13 protein-coding genes and 1 pseudogene are annotated in these 16306 nt (G+C 65.7%); 6 read left to right on the plus strand and 8 right to left on the minus strand.

Annotated features, from left to right (window positions below; translation table 11 throughout):
• Positions 1–62: 62 nt before the first annotated feature.
• The 7 genes and pseudogenes from ACTWPB_RS04470 to ACTWPB_RS04500 form a co-directional block, all read right to left on the minus strand.
• A complete protein-coding gene (locus ACTWPB_RS04470) occupies positions 63–1655 on the minus strand; it encodes a serine/threonine-protein kinase (protein ID WP_446224440.1) in 1593 nt (530 codons plus the stop codon).
• Positions 1656–1733: 78 nt separating this feature from the next.
• Positions 1734–2942, minus strand: a complete 1209-nt coding sequence (locus ACTWPB_RS04475; RefSeq protein ID WP_446224441.1) for a DUF7373 family lipoprotein — start codon at positions 2940–2942, stop codon at positions 1734–1736.
• A gap of 73 nt (positions 2943–3015) precedes the next feature.
• On the minus strand, positions 3016–4203 hold the full coding sequence (locus ACTWPB_RS04480) for a DUF7373 family lipoprotein (RefSeq protein WP_446224442.1): 1188 nt from the start codon (positions 4201–4203) through the stop codon (positions 3016–3018).
• Positions 4204–4211: 8 nt separating this feature from the next.
• Positions 4212–5417 carry a DUF7373 family lipoprotein gene (locus ACTWPB_RS04485; protein WP_446224443.1) on the minus strand — a complete coding sequence of 402 codons (1206 nt, stop codon included), beginning with the start codon at positions 5415–5417 and terminating at the stop codon, positions 4212–4214.
• 173 nt (positions 5418–5590) lie between these two features.
• A pseudogene (locus tag ACTWPB_RS04490) lies at positions 5591–5758 on the minus strand (DUF7373 family lipoprotein); the annotation flags it as partial.
• Between the two features lie 128 nt (positions 5759–5886).
• On the minus strand, positions 5887–6351 hold the full coding sequence (locus tag ACTWPB_RS04495; RefSeq protein WP_446226233.1) for a DUF7373 family lipoprotein: 465 nt from the start codon (positions 6349–6351) through the stop codon (positions 5887–5889).
• Positions 6352–6434: 83 nt separating this feature from the next.
• Positions 6435–7634, minus strand: a complete 1200-nt coding sequence (locus ACTWPB_RS04500; protein ID WP_446224444.1) for a DUF7373 family lipoprotein — start codon at positions 7632–7634, stop codon at positions 6435–6437.
• A 211-nt stretch (positions 7635–7845) separates the two neighbouring features.
• Here ACTWPB_RS04500 and ACTWPB_RS04505 point away from each other — a divergent pair, with 211 nt between their 5' ends.
• A complete protein-coding gene (locus ACTWPB_RS04505) occupies positions 7846–9168 on the plus strand; it encodes an FHA domain-containing protein (protein WP_446224445.1) in 1323 nt (440 codons plus the stop codon).
• Positions 9169–9384: 216 nt separating this feature from the next.
• Here the strand turns inward: ACTWPB_RS04505 and ACTWPB_RS04510 are convergent, their stop codons facing one another.
• Positions 9385–10830, minus strand: coding sequence for a metallopeptidase (locus tag ACTWPB_RS04510; protein ID WP_446224446.1), 1446 nt, complete (start codon positions 10828–10830; stop codon positions 9385–9387).
• Positions 10831–10937: 107 nt separating this feature from the next.
• Between ACTWPB_RS04510 and ACTWPB_RS04515 the strand changes: the two genes are divergently transcribed.
• From ACTWPB_RS04515 to rpsI, 5 genes are all read left to right on the plus strand, one after another.
• Positions 10938–13448, plus strand: a complete 2511-nt coding sequence (locus ACTWPB_RS04515) for an ATP-binding cassette domain-containing protein (protein ID WP_446224447.1) — start codon at positions 10938–10940, stop codon at positions 13446–13448.
• Positions 13445–13597 (plus strand): hypothetical protein, encoded by a 153-nt coding sequence (locus ACTWPB_RS04520; RefSeq protein WP_446224448.1) that lies wholly within the window; start codon positions 13445–13447, stop codon positions 13595–13597. Before ACTWPB_RS04515 ends, ACTWPB_RS04520 begins: the two co-directional genes overlap by 4 nt.
• Positions 13594–14952: a hypothetical protein gene (locus tag ACTWPB_RS04525; RefSeq protein ID WP_446224449.1), complete on the plus strand. Its 1359-nt coding sequence runs from the start codon at positions 13594–13596 to the stop codon at positions 14950–14952. The genes ACTWPB_RS04520 and ACTWPB_RS04525 overlap by 4 nt, the downstream gene beginning before the upstream one ends.
• A gap of 269 nt (positions 14953–15221) precedes the next feature.
• Complete coding sequence (rplM, locus tag ACTWPB_RS04530; protein WP_194825954.1) at positions 15222–15665, plus strand: 50S ribosomal protein L13; 444 nt, start codon at positions 15222–15224, stop codon at positions 15663–15665.
• On the plus strand, positions 15662–16186 hold the full coding sequence (gene rpsI, locus ACTWPB_RS04535) for a 30S ribosomal protein S9 (protein ID WP_446224450.1): 525 nt from the start codon (positions 15662–15664) through the stop codon (positions 16184–16186). The genes rplM and rpsI overlap by 4 nt, the downstream gene beginning before the upstream one ends.
• The last annotated feature ends 120 nt before the right edge of the window (positions 16187–16306 follow it).

The raw sequence follows: 16306 nt of genomic DNA on the forward strand, positions 1-16306 counted from the left end.
ACATAGAACGGAGCCACTTTCAGCAGGGCTCCCGCATACTGCAGCGTTTCCACCGGATCAGCCTAGGTCACGGTCTTGGCGATGGTAGGAACGAGCTTTTCGACTAGGCGCTGTGGCGACTGTTCGGTCCAGACCTGGAATGGCTGGATCGCATTGAGGTCGTCAACGATGACAAGTTTGGCGGAGCCGTACATCAGCCCGGACGGTAGGCCGCGCAGTCCGCCGTTGCCCGCTTGGTTGTCGGTTCGCAGGACGATGACGATTTCGGCATCGAGATCCGACGACGACGAGTTGAGCGAGACCGAGCGTGGGGCGGTCTCACTGCCGGCGGCTTTGAATTTCGAGGTGTAGCGGAAGCCGATGTCCTGCAAGAAATCCGCCTGCGGGCTCCCGCCGAGGTAGACCGCCATCGCGGAACCGGTGAAGTTCACCGCTGCGACGGTTTTGTTGTCGAACTGCGGGTGCTGTTTCCGGACGTCGGCGAGCATGCTCTGGTCGGTCGCGGTCGCATCGGCGGACGGTCTGGTGAGGAAGTACGTTGCCGAGCCGACTGCGACGGCGACAACGACTGCGATGATCGCAGGCAGGAGGAACCGGCGGCGTTTACTCCTGGCGCCACCGTCGGTGCGACGCAGGGTATCGACAAGGTGTTGATCGGGAGCGCCGACTCGCGAAGTGAAACCCTGTGGTGCCGAGTAGTTCCCGTGGACGTCGGTCCGAGCGGTCGTGTATGAGCCGCCTGTTTGAAAGGCGCCTTGCGTTGGGTATCGCGGATCCGTCGAGTGTGGTCCCGGCGCCTGGTTCGGCGTGCCGAGCAGGGCGGCTTCGGCCTCGCGGATGAATTCCCGGCAGGTGTTGTACCGATCGGCCGGTTCTTTCGCCATTGCTTTGGCGATGACGCGGTCGAGGGCAGGCGGCAGATCGGGTCGAACTGCTGTAACCCGCGGCGGGGGTTCATGGAGATGACCCATCATCACTACCGCGGGAACGGTCGACGGATAAGGGTTTTGCCCCGTGAGAAGCTTGAAGAAGGCACAGCCGAGGCTGTAGATGTCGGCGCGGTGGTCGAGTCTGTTCGCGACCAGCTGCTCCGGCGGAGCGTAGGCGACCGTGGCCATGAAACTGCCGGTCGCGGTGAGGTCTTGGCTGTCCTCCGCGGACTTGGCGACGCCGAAGTCGGTAAGCAGCACGCGCTCTTCCTCGCCGGGGTCCTCGGGTTTGGCCAGCAGGAAGTTGGCGGGTTTCACGTCTCGGTGCAACAGACCGCGACGGTGCGCGTGGTCGAGGCCCTTGCCGACCTCCGACACGATCCGCAGCGCGCGCACGGGCGTCATCACCGAGGGGCCCTTCTTCGCCTCATCGCTCGCGTCGACGCCGTCGATGTACTGCATGGCGATCCAGAGTTGGCCGTCCTCCTCGCCGCGGTTGTACACCGCGACGATGTTCGGATGGTCCAGCCCTGCGGCGAGGTTGGCTTCGCGCTCGAACCGGGCGCGGAACTCCGCGTCGGTCGAGAGGTCCGCACTGAGTACCTTCAGCGCGTCGGTTCGGGGCAGGATCGGGTTCTGGGCCAGGTAGACAGTGCCCATGCCCCCACTTCCGAGTACATTGATCACTCGGTAGCCGCCGACAATTGCGCCGGGCCGCAACGCCATTCGGTACTCCTTCTCGTTGTAGAACGCCCGGACAACGAGCCTTCGGACGCAATCTAGCAAGTAAGCGACAAGTCCCGCTTACTTGCCGGTGAGCATCGCGTACTGGGCGTTGAGCTGTTGGTACACGTCCTGGACCTGGGTGCTTTCGACCTCGACGTAGTACCGATCGGTCTGGAACCCACAGAAGTTTGCCGAGGCGCTCACTTCTTTGCCGTCGATTGTGGTCATGAATGTGTAGCAGGCGACATTCTCGCTGAGACCGGGCGGCGGGCTGATCCGCTTGAATACACGACTACCTGTGGCCATCGACTCGGCTGCCTTCAATCGATCCGAGAAGTGACGTTGCGCGCCCTCCGGTGTGCGACTGCGGAAGATCACTGCCTCGCCGAAGGAGATGAGGTCGATCTCGAACTCGTCCAACCTGGCGAGGGCCTTGGGCCCAGCATTGACCACTAGGGATAAATAGCCACGGCCGGTGAACAGCCCGTCGGGTTGCGCCCTCGTCGGGTTCTCCGAGCTGCTCGGCAGCGTGCGACCCAACAATCCGTCGACGTCGAGTGCTACGTGCGGTAGGTCCTGTGTGGGCGTAGGCGTGAACTTGTCCAACAACGGCAACTGGACTTCGAGCATGCGCTCCACATGGCCGGTGAGGGAGGGGAGGTCGGCTGGCTGGCTCTCGTCATCGAGCTTGATGAAGACGACATATCGGTCGTGGACAGTCCACGACCCGATGGATGAAATGCCGGGGCGCCAATGCGCGCTGGTCCCAGGGTATTTGGTGATCTCGACCGGTTGGTTGTCGGTGTTGTAGGTGAAGTCGTCGTGCTCGAGCGTCGGACCCACCACCTTTGCCGTCGCGGCATCCGGGAACATCAGGACGGCGATGTCCACCTGTCGGCCCTTGTTCAGCGCATTGTCGACCGTCGACCACGAGTTCACCCACCCCGCGGTGAGGTCCTTGGCGACATCGTCGAAGGTGTCATTGATAACCATTCCGCCGAGGCCCTTGCGGTTCAGGACGATCGGGGTGGGGAAGAACCCGCTCAACGAGATGTATGCCGGGTCGGCCTCGAAAGGGAGGATGACGTAGTCCCCGAGTCGTTGGGACTCGCGAGCACGGGCTTGCTTGTCGTTCTTGGCATTACCGATTGTCCGCGGTGCCGACGGATAGTTTCCGACATCGAGGGTGGTCTTGGGTGGCGTGGCCTGCTGCGCCTCGCCGGACACTGTCGAACCGCAACCGGCGGACGCGGTTGCCAGCGCGCACGCCGTGAATATCGCCGTCACGATGCGACGGTTCATGTCGCCGCCGAATCCGATCATTGTGGTCTCTCGATTCTCCAAGGGGGACGCACCGTAGTCATCGGTCGGCCGCGAGCATCTTGTACTGGGCGGAGGTCTGCTGCCTGACTTCCTGGATATTGAAGCCGGATATGCGCGCGAGGTACCGGTCGAAGGCGACGTAGCAGGTCGCTTTGACACCGGTCTTCTTGAGGTCTTCCTTGCGGTCGTAGCAGGCGGCATTGGGAAGGTTCCGGGGGCTGTCGACAGGTTTCAGATCGTCGAGATGTGGTGCTAACAGCGCAGCCTGGAGGCGTTCGGTTGCCTTCGAGTCTTTTGCCCGGTACACGCGGAAGTAGGGGGAATCGCTGGAGACCAGGTCGACACCGGCGTCGATGAACGCGGGTTTGGTGGTTCCTGGCGTGTTGTCGTATGCCAGCGCGGCCTGTGCAGGTTCTACGGCACCGACGGGGAGATTGCCGACCCAGTAGTTTTTGTCGCTCGGCAGGGTCCGACTCAGCATTCCGTCGGTATCGATCGGCAGCGCGGCGATCTTGTCGGCGGGGGTAGGGGAATAACCCTGCAGCATCTCGATGATCTTGGTGTACGCCTTGTTCGTGAACTCGATCGCCGCGGCTGGATCCGCTGGTTCGGTCATCGGATCATCCAGTCGCACCCCGAAAACCATCGTGTCCTGCGCCATCCACGAATCCAGTGCGGTGCGGGCCCAATTGCTTCGGGCCTTCGGAAAACCCGGAATTTCCACGGCGATACCCGCGCCGCGCTCTTGCTGCTTCTCCGGGATGCGCTGCGCTGCTGTCGCGGCCTCGGCAGCTGTGCCGAAGCGATAGACGTAAATCCAGGCTTGGCGGCCGAGGAATGGTTGGATGCGCCGTTCGCCCATGGTTTCCCATCCGACGATGAGGCCCTTGGTCAGCTCCGGAAACACTTCGTCGTCGATCCTGGTCATCGTCCCGGGGATTTTCGAGGTCATTCGCACGACTGGGCTGCTCAGACGCTGGAACCCGTAGCTGCGGTCCACATCGTAGGGAAGTGGAACAGCTGCGCCGAGGCGGACAGCTTCGATCGCCAGGCCGGTGTCGTCAGCCTTGGAGGTATTCGGGTCACGGGGCGTTGATTGATAATTCCCTGTGTCGAGCTGGCTCAAATCTACTGTGGGCGTATCGGATTGACTATCGCTTCCACATCCAGTGGTAACGATGACCATCGCGATGAGGGCGGCACAGAGTCGCAGATCAAGTCTCATGGTTCTTCTCACTCGCTCTTCGCCAGGACCGCGTATTGGGCTGCCGCCCTTTCGTACAGACCGGGGTCGATCCTTCCGCCCGCCTTGGTCTTGGCGAGCACGACGCCGACGTAACGGTCGCGGACTACCGCGCACAACAGGTCGTAGTTGCGGAGCGCATCCGCTTCGTACAGCTTTATGCACCGAGCGTCCATGAGCCCGGGTGGCGGGTCGATCTCCTCATCGTTCTTGCCTAGGGTCACCAAGGCGGATTGCAGGCGAAATGCTCCGGCGAGGTCTTGTGTCCGGTATACGATTCCAGCGCGTCTTCCGATCAGGTCGACGCCGCTGTCGGCATAGGCCTGCTTCATCACCACCGGATTCCGCTCGTAGTGCAAGTGACCTGACGGTTCGTAGGCGTAGAAGTCGATGTCGGTCGAGAACGGATCGGAGTAGTCCGACGCCTCGGGGAGAGCTCGCCGCATGATGCCGTCGGGGTCGAACGGGATGTCGAGGACGTCTTCGAACGGTGTCGGTGTCAGCTCGGCCATTTCGGCGAGCTGTAGGTCGAGCGCCTTCTCGAGGCTTGCCTTGACCTTGGTCTCATCCGGTTGGGGCTGACTGTAATTGGCGATGACCAGGTAGCTTCCCCTGGTCACATAGGCAATGCTGGATGCCCAGTCCTTCGACGATGCCCGGATATCTGGGTGACCCGCGACAGCGAATACGTGCGTCGGCTCTTCCGGAGATGCGTGAACCATCTGGTCCCCGGCCTTGCTCGCGGCTTGTTCGGTGGGGAATCGGAGAACCGAGATGATCAGCTTTTTGAGACTGCGCATGTTGCCGTTGGTTCGCACGACGTAGACGCCGGCCACCAGTTTGTTGTCGAACATCGCTGGTCGGTACTTGTCGGGCAGGACCGGCGAACGAAACGGATCACTCGGAACGGTGAACGTCTCGACACCGGTCAGCGCATTGATCTCCGGGTCGACATCGGTCGCGGGAATGACGAAGTTCAGCATCCGCTTCGACTCGTGTCGGCGAACATCATCGGGTTCCGACGATTCGGGCAGCCCGTAGGAGGTTGGCTCGGGCGAGAAACTGCCGAGCTTCAACTTCGATATGTCGACGGGCGCTTGGCCCGGTACAGCAGCGCCTTGCACCGCTGACGCACAGCCCGCCGCCGCGACGGTACCGACCACGGCCAGTATGAGCAGCCTTGTTCGCAACTTCATCGGATCCCCCCCGCAATTACTCCGTGCCTTCGTAGTGCCAGGCCGCACACTGTGGTCGTGTTGTCGGGCTGGTCGCCCGTGTCTTGCCTAGTGCTCGGCGAGGATACTACTCGACCGTCGCACGGCCGCGCTGTGCGCAGGACCTGACGTCGACCGGCGAGGCCGGTAGTGGACTACCGGGTATTGGCGAATAACGCATACTGCGCCGCCGCGCGTTGGTGGGCATCCAAAAGCTGGTTGCTGCTGACGATTCCGACGTATTCGCTGTAGGCGAGGATGCAGCTGAAGCGTTTGGAGGCGCCGGGGCGTTTGTTCTCCACGCAGGCGGAATCGGGAAGGTTGGGTGTGTTGGCGGCGTCGGCTTCTACCTACCAGGGGAACATCTTCTCGGTGACCGCGCGGCGGGCGGTGGATGCGTCAGGGGTGCGGACGGCGATCGCGCCCCAGGAGAGGGCTACCTGATGGGCGCTCATCTTGGTGAGTTGCTCGTCGATAAATGACCGGTGGCGAACCAGGATCCGATCGACTGCTGGTCGGGCTGCCAGTGGGCGGTCGCCGCGGGGTAACCGGGGATTTCGATGCGCTGATTGTTCGGGGCGTAGCCGAAATCGAGTTTCTCCAGCTCGATGGCGGCGGTGGTGGCCTTCTGCGCGTCGGGGAAGATCATGACGGCGTTCACCATGTCGATGCCCATATTCTTGGGCTCGGTCTCCGCCGAGCTCACGAATCCGCCGACGAAATCAGGGGCGACCTCGGCGAAGCGGTCGACGGCCATGATCTTGCCGAGCGCGGCTCCGGCGTCGAGGAAGACCGACGCGATCGACGGATTGGTGTGGACGAACCGGGGATCGATATCGGCGGGCGTTGGCACGAAGTCGCCGAGGTGCTCGGCCTCGATGAAGCGGCCCTGGTCGAGGTTCGCGACCGTGCCGATCTGGCGGGGTTGGGTCGGATAGTTGCCGACATTGTCGGCGAAATCCTACGTCACCGCATTCGAGGAGTGGGGGCTGAGCGAAGTCACAGACTGTTGGCCAGCAGGGCGTACTGGGCGGTGATCTTCTGGCGGACCTCGGGCTCACCGTCGGCGCTGACCATGGCCAGGTAGCGCTTGTAGGCGACGTAGCAGCGGTAGACGTAGTCGTCTTCTATGTTGCCGTTGTCGTTGAGTTTCAGGCAGGTCGCGGTGGGGACGTCGGCGGGGGCGGTGATCGGGTCGTAGTGGCCCGCTGAATCGATGAGGCCCTGCATGAGGGATTGGGCGGCGGACTGGTCGCGTACCCGGGTGACGGCGCCGCCGTCGACGACCGCGTGGGCTTCGACTCCTGTTGCGTCGACGAGGTTTTGGCGGGCGGTGAGGTCGGCTGCCTTGTTGACGAGGTGTTGTGGGGCGTAGGAGGCGAAGGAGTACTGGCCTGGCTGCATGGCGGAACGGTCATCGACGACGGCGCGGGCGAGTAGTCCGGCGGGGTCGACGGGCAGGTCGGAGATCTTCGCCGTTGGCGTTGGTGCGAACTTCGCCAGCTGGGCGAGTTCGGCGGCGAGGTTCTTGTCGATCCAGGAGATGAGGTCGGTCGCGTCGGCGCGGGGGCGCTGGATGAACAGCGAGATCACGAACTCTTTGTGAGCGAGGAAGGCGCCGATGGTGGGAATGCCGGGGCGCCAATGCAGGTAGGCGTCGGGGTATTTGGCGGAGGCGAGTTTGCGGTTGTCGGGGGAGACGGCCAGGTCGACGTCCTCGAGTTCGCGCGCGGCGAGCGTCGCGGCGGCCGTGGTGGGGAACCGGAACAGGGCGGTGGTCAGTGCGGTGGCTTCGGGGCCGGGGCGGGTTTCGCCGTCGGGATCGGCCTTGTCGGCGCCGAGGGCGACGTAGCCGGTGATGAATTTGCGGTTCTCCAGAACAGGTTTGGAGACGTTGGCGACGAAATCCAGCGCGCGTTCGATATCGGGGACGACAACACCGCCTCGACCGTGCGACAGCGAAGGATCGATCCGCACCGCTGGCACCACCGCCGCCGACATCCGCGCACCCTCGACGAGCGCACCCTTGTTGCCCGCGGTGTCGGTGTAGGTGTGCCGGTCGGTGGCGAAGGTGCCGGTCTCCAGGCCACGCACATCGGGCTCACCGGCGACAGCCGTGCCGCTGACCGCGCAGCCGGTGAGGGTGATCAGGGCCCCACCCAAGGCGAGCGCGATGCGAATTTTGGTCGAATCGATCATCACATGCCCCTTGATGTCCTCCCGCGATATGCGTCCCTCCGCCAACGCTGCGGCCATGCGCAAGAGAGGTGACGAACGCTTCGCGGCTGCGCCCACTAGGTATGAAGTTACCGGACCGAACCCGCCCAGGAGGACTGATGCGGGGTGCTTGCCATACTCTGGATGACATGGCGACCCCCCTGCTGTGCAGTTCCGGTAGAGGCCGATACCTGTGAGGGATCGGCAGGTCGAAGTGGTGCTCGGAAGTCACGCGGTCGCACGGGTCGCGGGCGCGGTGATCGTGGTCGCGCATCGCGGGCAGGGCAAGCTCACGCCCGGTGATACCGCGGCGGTCGCGCTGGAATCGCTGGCGGAGCTGGTGCGTGACGCGCACGAGCAGGCACCGTCGGGGCCGGGTTCGGTGGTGGCACGCGAGGCGACCCGCTGGCTCATGAAGTACGCCGAGCAGATCTCGCCGGGGGTGCCGATCGATTTCGGGGTGCTCTCGGCCGCGGACAACGGTGGCGTGGCGATCTTCCTGCACGGTTCGGTGACCGCTGTTCTCGCCGATGATCGGGGCCCGGAGTACTACCGCGGTAGCGACGCGGCGTTCACCGTCGATCGGGTGGCTTCGGAGCCGGCGAAGGCGGTCGCGCTGTTCGTCGACGATGCCAAGGGGCGCATCCCGGATCTACCGCCGGAGCGCGGAATCGGTTGGCTCGTCGAAGGAATCGCGCAGGCGGGCGGGGCCGTGATGTGGTCCAACGATGTGCGCAGCCGGGTGCGGACCGCGGAACCGGCGGGCCGGACCCGGAGGCCGCCACCGCCTACCGCGCGCATCGACCGGGAACCACGTGCGCCGCAACCGGATTCACGACCTTCCGAGCAGCCCGCGACGGGGATGCAACCGGCTACCTCGATGCTCGACGCGGTCACCGGCACCGCACACGGCACCGTCGACACACCTGTCCCCGACCCGCACACCGCCGAAACCCAGCACGCCGGAACCAATCCCGCGCCCGAGCCGGATCCCAACCTGCAGCGCAGGCTCGAGGCCACGGCCAAGTCGACGGTGCTGACGGTGAAGGTGATGGGATTCAAGTGCGCGCGTGCGCACCCCAGCGATCCGCGCTCGGCGTTCTGCACGGTGTGCGGCATGCCGGTCGACCAGACCCAGGCGCTCGCCGAGGTGGTTCGCCCGCCGCTTGGCATGCTCGTGCTCGACGACGGCATGACCTACCTGATGGCCGCCGACTCGGTGATCGGGCGTGACCCGGAGAACTCCGACGCGGCCACGCGTGGCCTCATCCCGCTGCGCATCGACGACACCTCCGGTGGCATGTCGCGCGCGCATGCCGAAGTGCACCTGGTGAATTGGGATGTGCAGCTCATCGATCGCGGTTCCACCAACGGCACCCGCAGCAGGCACCCTGGCTACCGCGACTGGGTGCGTCTCACGCCGAACCAGCCGATGGTGCTGGTACCCGGCACCGAGGTCATGATCGGCAACCGAGTGCTGCGCTACGAACCGGCCGCACCACCGCCGTTCGGCTGACATCCCCGACCAGCCACCCCGACAAACCCCTGGTCCGCCATGACCGCACTCCCACCCCCCACCTGCGACCCATAGGGAGCAGCGGCCACGAAGTGGCCGGTCCGCGGCCGGGTCGCCGGTCAGGCGCCGTTGCGTAGGCGACGAAGGAGCAAGCAACGGTGCCTGACCGGCGGCCCCTCGGGGCCGCGGACACGCGCGCGCCAGCGCGCCAAAAACTCAGCTATACCGTGACAGGCAGGTGGTTTCACCGTTGAGGACGCCTGCGCGGAATGCGTCGACGCGGGAGAATCCGCTTGGCACCGTGTTGCCTTCGGTGTCGCTGGCGGCCAGGCCGTCGGTGAGCAGGCCCGAGACCGCTTCGTCGAGGTCGCCCGCGGACAGCTGGATGTCGCCCTGGCTCACGGGACGGTCGGAGCGGGCCAGCGCGCCGGTGACGACCCCGGACAGGCAGGCCGCGCGCAGACCGGTCTTCGCGCCGGTCAGCTGCTGGCCGTGGCTGCGCTGCACGGCCAGGGTGTAGCGGGAGATGAACACCACGTAGCCGTTGTAGTCGCCGCTGACCTTCACCGGCAGCGGGCCGTCGTCGTCGGTATCGGTGGCGCCGCGGTCGGCAAGGCCCGCGACGTCGGTGGCGATGGTGTTCTTGGCGGGGCAGTAGGTGACCGGGTCGGTGACCGTGCCGTCCTCGCAGTCGATGCGTGAGCCCGCGTAGTCGTAGGTCGGCGCCTCCTTCACCGGCAGGATTGCCTGCAGCGCCTTGCTCAGCTCGACGAGGTTTTCCTTGGAGACGGGGTATTCGCCGCGACCGCTGTCGTCGGCGAAGCTCTGCGGGAGGTTGCCGCGGCGCGAGTTGATCTCGTTCTCGTCGATGCCCTTGCAGCCGCGCGGTCCGTCGGTGAACCCGATCTGCACGGCGGTGACCCGTTCGAAGGCCGAGCCGTGCACGCTCTCCGGGTCGTCGGGATCGGAGTCGCGAATCGAAACAGTCGCGGCCAGTACGGAATTCAGCCCGTCGGAGGTGTTGATCGTGAAGTGCTTCGACTTGTCTTCGGCGACGTGGCGCATGAACGCCCCGGCGAAGCAGTCGGCCTGCTGTTCCTTCACCAGGACCGGCGTCTTCTTGGTGACCATCTTGGCCATGGTCTGGATGGCGTGGCCGTACTCGTGGGCGAGCACCATCACCACCGACATCGTGCCGAAGGTCTCACTCATGGTGGGCAGCAGCATCTCGCGGTCCCAGCCGATGGAGTTGTCGCTGCGGCAGTAGGCGGCATTGACCAGGTGGTAGGTGGTTTCGGAGCAGAATTCGACCGCCTGGCTGCGGGCGGCGCGCGCGTTCCAGGAGATCAGCTTCTCGACCGGGTCGAAGGTCTCGCCGGGGAATTCGGTGGCGAAGCCTGCCTGCCAGTAGGCCTGGATGTCGTCGATCGCGTTGAGGGCCAACTTGTCCACCTCGCCGCCGTCACCATTTTCCGCGGTGAGGGCCGAATCGGCGATGCCGGTTCGCGGACCGTTCGGCCCACCGGTGGTCGGCAATCCGGCCACCTGGAACGGGTCGTCGTAGATGGAGACTCCGTGCCCGTCGACCGCCCGTGTGCAGCCGACACCCAGCAGCGCGCATAGCACGACAGAAATCGCAACGAACACTTGGGCTTTCGGCATCTGTCCCCCTGGTCGGCCGGATACACGTGCAGGTCGATCGCCGGATCGGGCTCCAAGCCGTCTCGGGGGCACCGCCGATGTCCGGGCGATGGCATAGTATCCGCTCCATGTCTTCACCGGGGGCGCAGACCATCACCGTGCGCCATGATGGAACCGAACGAGTCTTCGAAGCGAGCCAGCAGATCACCATGGGCCGTGCGCCCGAGGTCACCCTGTTCGTGGACAGCCCGCTGGTCTCGCGTGTGCACGCCACTCTGCGATTCAGCAACGGCGCCTGGGTACTCGCCGACAACGGGAGCACGAACGGCGTCTTCGTCGACGCGCGCAGGCTGAACCAGCCCGTATCGGTCGACCGGCCCACCCAGGTACGCCTGGGTGACGCGATCACCGGGCCGCTGCTGCACCTGGTCCCCGCGGCGCCTGGGGCGCGCCACGCGGCGACCATGGTCGCGCCGCCTTCGCAGCCGCACCAGCAACAGCCACGTCCGCAGCAGCAGCAGCGACCCGGTTTCCAGCCGCCGTCGCGCCCGCAACCACCGCAACCGCACTACGTGCCGACCTCGCAGTTGCCCGCGCAGCCGCAGGACAACATCAATATGACCCGCCGCGCCGATTCGTCGATGCTGCCGCCGGTCCGCAAGGCCGCCTCGACCGAACCGGTCGCGCGTGGTGACCGTATTCCGCCGGGTGGCCTGAGCATCGGCCGCACCTCGGACAACCAGATCGTGGTGAACGATCCGCTGGCCTCACGCGCGCACGCGAAGCTGCTGTCCTCGCCAGAGGGCCTGGTGATCGAGGACCTCGGCTCGGCCAACGGCACCTTCGTCAACGGTCACCGCCAGCAGCGCTCGGTGCTGCGCGAGCGCGACATCGTCACCATCGGCAATATCGACTTCGTTGTCACCCAGGGCGCGCTGGCGCATCGGCAGAAGCCGGTCGCCGAGCAGGGGCTGTCGGTGCACGGGGTCGGGTTCACGGTCGAGGGCAACAAGCAACTGCTCGTCGATGTGAACATGACGGCGGGGCGTGGGACGCTGACCGCGCTGATCGGACCGTCGGGCGCGGGCAAGTCGACGCTGTCGAAGCTGATCGCGGGCAATACCCAGCCCTCCGGCGGTGTGGTGACCTTCGAGGGTCGCAACCTGCACGCCGAGTACGAGGCGCTGCGTTCGCGCATCGGCATGGTGCCGCAGGACGACGTGCTGCACCGTCAGCTCACCGTTCGCCAGGCGCTCGGCTTCGCCGCCGAGCTGCGGCTGCCGCCGGATACCACCAAGGCCGACCGGCAGAAGGTGATCGACGGTGTGCTGCAAGAGCTTTCGCTCACTCAGCATGCCGATACCCGGGTGGACCGGCTCTCCGGCGGTCAGCGCAAGCGCGCGTCGGTGGCGATGGAGCTGCTCACCGGTCCGTCGCTGCTGATCCTCGACGAGCCCACCTCGGGCCTCGACCCGGCGCTGGATCGACAGGTCATGCAGATGCTGCGCGAGCTGGCCGACGCCGGTCGCGTGGTGATCGTGGTGACGCACTCGGTCGCCTGCCTGGATATGTGTGACCAGGTGGTGCTGCTGGCTCCCGGCGGTAAGACGGCGTTCGCCGGTCATCCGGGTGGTGTCGGTGCCGCGATGGGTACCAGCGACTGGGCGGAGATCTTCGCCGAGGTCGCGGCCAACCCCGATCAGGCTTTCGCGAAGTATCGGTCCAGGCAGGCGTATGTGCCGCCACCGCCGCCCGCGCAACCGAATCGCGGCAATGTGGGTGCGCCGCCGCAGTCGAACGGGACACGTCAGTTCTCGACGCTGGCCCGCAGACAGGTGCGATTGATTTTCGCCGATCGCGGCTATCTGGTGTTCCTGCTGGTGCTGCCGTTCATTCTCGGCGCGTTGTCGCTGGTGGTGCCAGGTGCGAACGGGTTCGCACCGGGCCCGCTCGTCGCTCAACCTGACGGCTCGTTCGCTCGTTCCGGTGGTAGCGAAACCCAGCAGTTGCTGGTGGTGCTGATTCTCGGCGCGTGCTTCATGGGTGCCACGCTGAGTGTGCGAGACCTGGTCGGTGAGCGGTCGATCTTCCACCGGGAACGCGCCGTGGGGCTGTTGCCCTCGGCGTATCTGCTGGCCAAGATCGCCGTGTTCAGCGCGGTCGCGTTCCTGCAGTCGGCGGTGCTGATCGGCATTACCTTGCTCGGGAAGAAGGCTCCCGGCGGCGGTTCGCTGATCCCCAATGGCAGCATCGAGTTGTACATCGACATCGCGATGACCGCCGTGTGCTGTGTCGTGTTCGGCCTGCTGATGTCGAGCCTGGCCAAGTCCAGCGAGCAGGTCATGCCGATGCTCGTGGTGATGATCATGGTGCAGCTGGTGATGGCGGGCGGCCTTATCCCGGTGACCGACCGTCCCGGCCTCGAGCAGGTGTCGTACTTGTTCCCGGCCCGCTGGGGTTACGCATCCGGCGCCTCGACGGTGAATCTGCGCGACATCTTCTGGGGCGCGCAGCCGGACACTCTCTGGGACCACAACGCGGGAATCTGGATCCTCGACATCGTGATGGTCATCGTGATCACCTCGATCCTCGCGCTGATCACCTGGAGCCGGCTACGACTGAAGAAGTCACAGGCATGAGCGGTCAGCGCCAGCAGGCGCCAGCTCGCGTAACCACGCTGGGCGCCCGAGCATGCCTCGCGGTACCGAGCATGATCGGCGAGGTCAGCACCATTTCGGTGGGCAAGATGCGCGTGTCTGTCGCCGACCGGGCACACTTGATCCTGTGACCGTTCGAGTTGGGGCCCTACATCTGGGGTGGGACGTGGTGTCCGTGGCCGCGGGTGGCGGTGCGATCCCGGTCCGCCCGGTACAGGTCGAGGGCACCTACACCCCGCCTGCCTACCTGCTCGCCGATGCCGCGGGCAGGTTGCACACCGCCGGTGTCGACCGGCAGCGACCGGATCTGGGGATGGCGATCGCCGATGTGCGCGACATCCTCGGCCATCCGCAGATCGTGATCGCCGGTGCCACCTGGCCGGCCGAGCTCGTCTTCCGGGCCCGGCTCTACAACCCGCTCGCGGCGATCGGCAAGCACCTGCAGGGCAAGCCGCAGGTGGTCGCGTTGCCGTATCCGGACAGCTGGCCCGAGGACAAGGTCGACGTGTACGCGGCGCTCGTCGAGCAGCTCGACGTGATCGTCGAACCACTCCCGGAAAGCGTCGCGCTCTCGGGCTATGTGCGCGCGCTCGGCCTGGTGTCCCCGCCCAGCGAGCGGCATCGCGACGGCGTCGGCGCCACCGGGATCTATTCCGACGGCCGCTCGCTGCTGGTGGTCGCGGTGCACGGCGACGACGAACAGCCGACCGAATCGACGGAGGTCTCGGTCGGTGCCGAGGCGCTGCGCGACGCCCGCACGGCCGACAACGTGGTGATCGAGGCGATGGCCGCGGCCCGCTCGATCGGCGCCGACACCTCGACGGTGCTGCTGGCCGGCAATGTCTGTTTCAACGACGCGCTGCGCTTCGCCTTCCAGAACCATCTCGGTCAGCGACTGCACGTGGCCGACCATCCGATGCACGCGCTGGTACTCGGTGCCGCGCATCTGCTGGTCACCGAGCCCGACCTCGACGACGAGGAGGACGACTATCCGGACTCCGGGCATCCAGGTCAGGCGGTCGCCGCGCAGGTCGGGTGGGGTGCGCAACCCACGGCACCGCCCACCGCCCAACCGCCGGGACCGGCCGGGTTCGTCGCCGGTCCACCTGCCGCGCACCCGCCGCGTCCTTCCGGTCCGCCCGCCCGCGCACCGCGGCACGCGCTCGAGTACGACGATTCCGAAGACGACGATCGCCGCGGCAAACTGCTCGGCAAGGTGAAGAAGGGCTTCTTCGGCGCACCGGCCGTGGTCGGCGCGCTGGCGCTGGTCGCATTCCAGCCAGATCCCGCCGTCGCCTCGGCCGCCGAATCGGTGAGCTGCGCGTTCACCCCGTACACGAACACGGTCCCGCGGGAGGGCATCGCCACCGCGCGCGGCTTGCTCGTCGACGACGGCGCCTGCATCACCCCCGGCATCGACACTTTGCGTTACCTGATTCCCGGTCCCGCGCGGGCGACCGACCCAGGTCCGCCGGTAGTGATCTAGCGCCAACGGTGACCTCGCTTCGCCGGTAGCGATCAGGCATCGGCGGTCACGTTGCTTCGCCGAGGGGATCGAGGCTCGGCGGTGGTGGTCGCCCATCGCCCGATTGTGGGTCGGTGATGCGTGGCTGGTATCGTTGCCGGTTGGCGTGTGGAACGCCGAACCGTTCGCGGGTCGGCGTCTCCTCGATGTCCTGGGTCTCCACCGGCCGCCAGGACAGCCTCGATCCACACATCAGGGCCGGCAACACCGACGACAGACAGGGAACGACTGTGCCTACGTACAGCCCCAAGGCGGGTGACGTCACCCGCAAGTGGTACGTCATCGACGCCACTGACGTAGTCCTCGGCCGTCTCGCCGTGCAGGCCGCTGGCCTGCTGCGCGGCAAGGGCAAGCCGACCTACGCACCCCACGTCGATGGTGGCGACTTCGTCATCATCATCAACGCGGAAAAGGTTGCCATCTCCGGCAACAAGAAGCAGGACAAGCTCATCCACCACCACAGCGGACACCCGGGCGGCCTCAAGTCGCGCACTGTCGGCGAGGTGTTGGCGACCCGTCCCGATCGTCTCGTGGAGAAGGCCGTCAAGGGCATGATCCCGAAGAACAAGCTGGGTAACGCGATCGCGGGCAAGCTGAAGGTCTACGCAGGCCCGAACCACCCCCACGCCGCGCAGCAGCCGGTTCCGTTCGAGATCAAGCAGGTGGCCCAGTGACCGCTCCTGAAGAGTTCGCAGCCGAAGAGTTCGACACCGCCGAAGAGGTCGTCGTCGAGATCGTCGAAGATGGCGAAGCCTACGATGATGCCGAGTACGTCGAAGAAGAGCTGGCCTTCGAGCCGCTCGGCCTCGACCGCCCGGTGCAGACCGTCGGCCGCCGTAAGGAAGCCGTCGTTCGCGTTCGCATGGTGCCCGGTTCGGGCAACTTCGAGCTCAACGGCCGCACCATCGAGGATTACTTCCCGAACAAGGTGCACCAGCAGCTCGTGAAGTCCCCGCTGGTTCTGGTCGAGCGTGTCGAGAACTTCGACATCTTCGCTCGCCTGGTCGGTGGCGGCCCGTCGGGTCAGGCAGGCGCCCTGCGTCTGGCTATCGCCCGCGCGCTGATCGTGGTCACCCCGGACGACCGTCCCGCCCTCAAGCGTGCCGGCTTCCTGACGCGTGACCCGCGTGCCACCGAGCGCAAGAAGTACGGTCTGAAGAAGGCCCGTAAGGCGCCTCAGTACTCGAAGCGCTGATTTACGCACTGTCGGCTCTTGGCTTTCGCATACGCTAGGTATGCTCCCCGCGCGAGTGGGGATGAGCCTGGTCGGCGGAGCGTGTGTGCGAGAGCAGGCTTCCAGCACCGCTGGTTGCCT

This window comes from Nocardia sp. IBHARD005 (genome assembly GCF_052814245.1).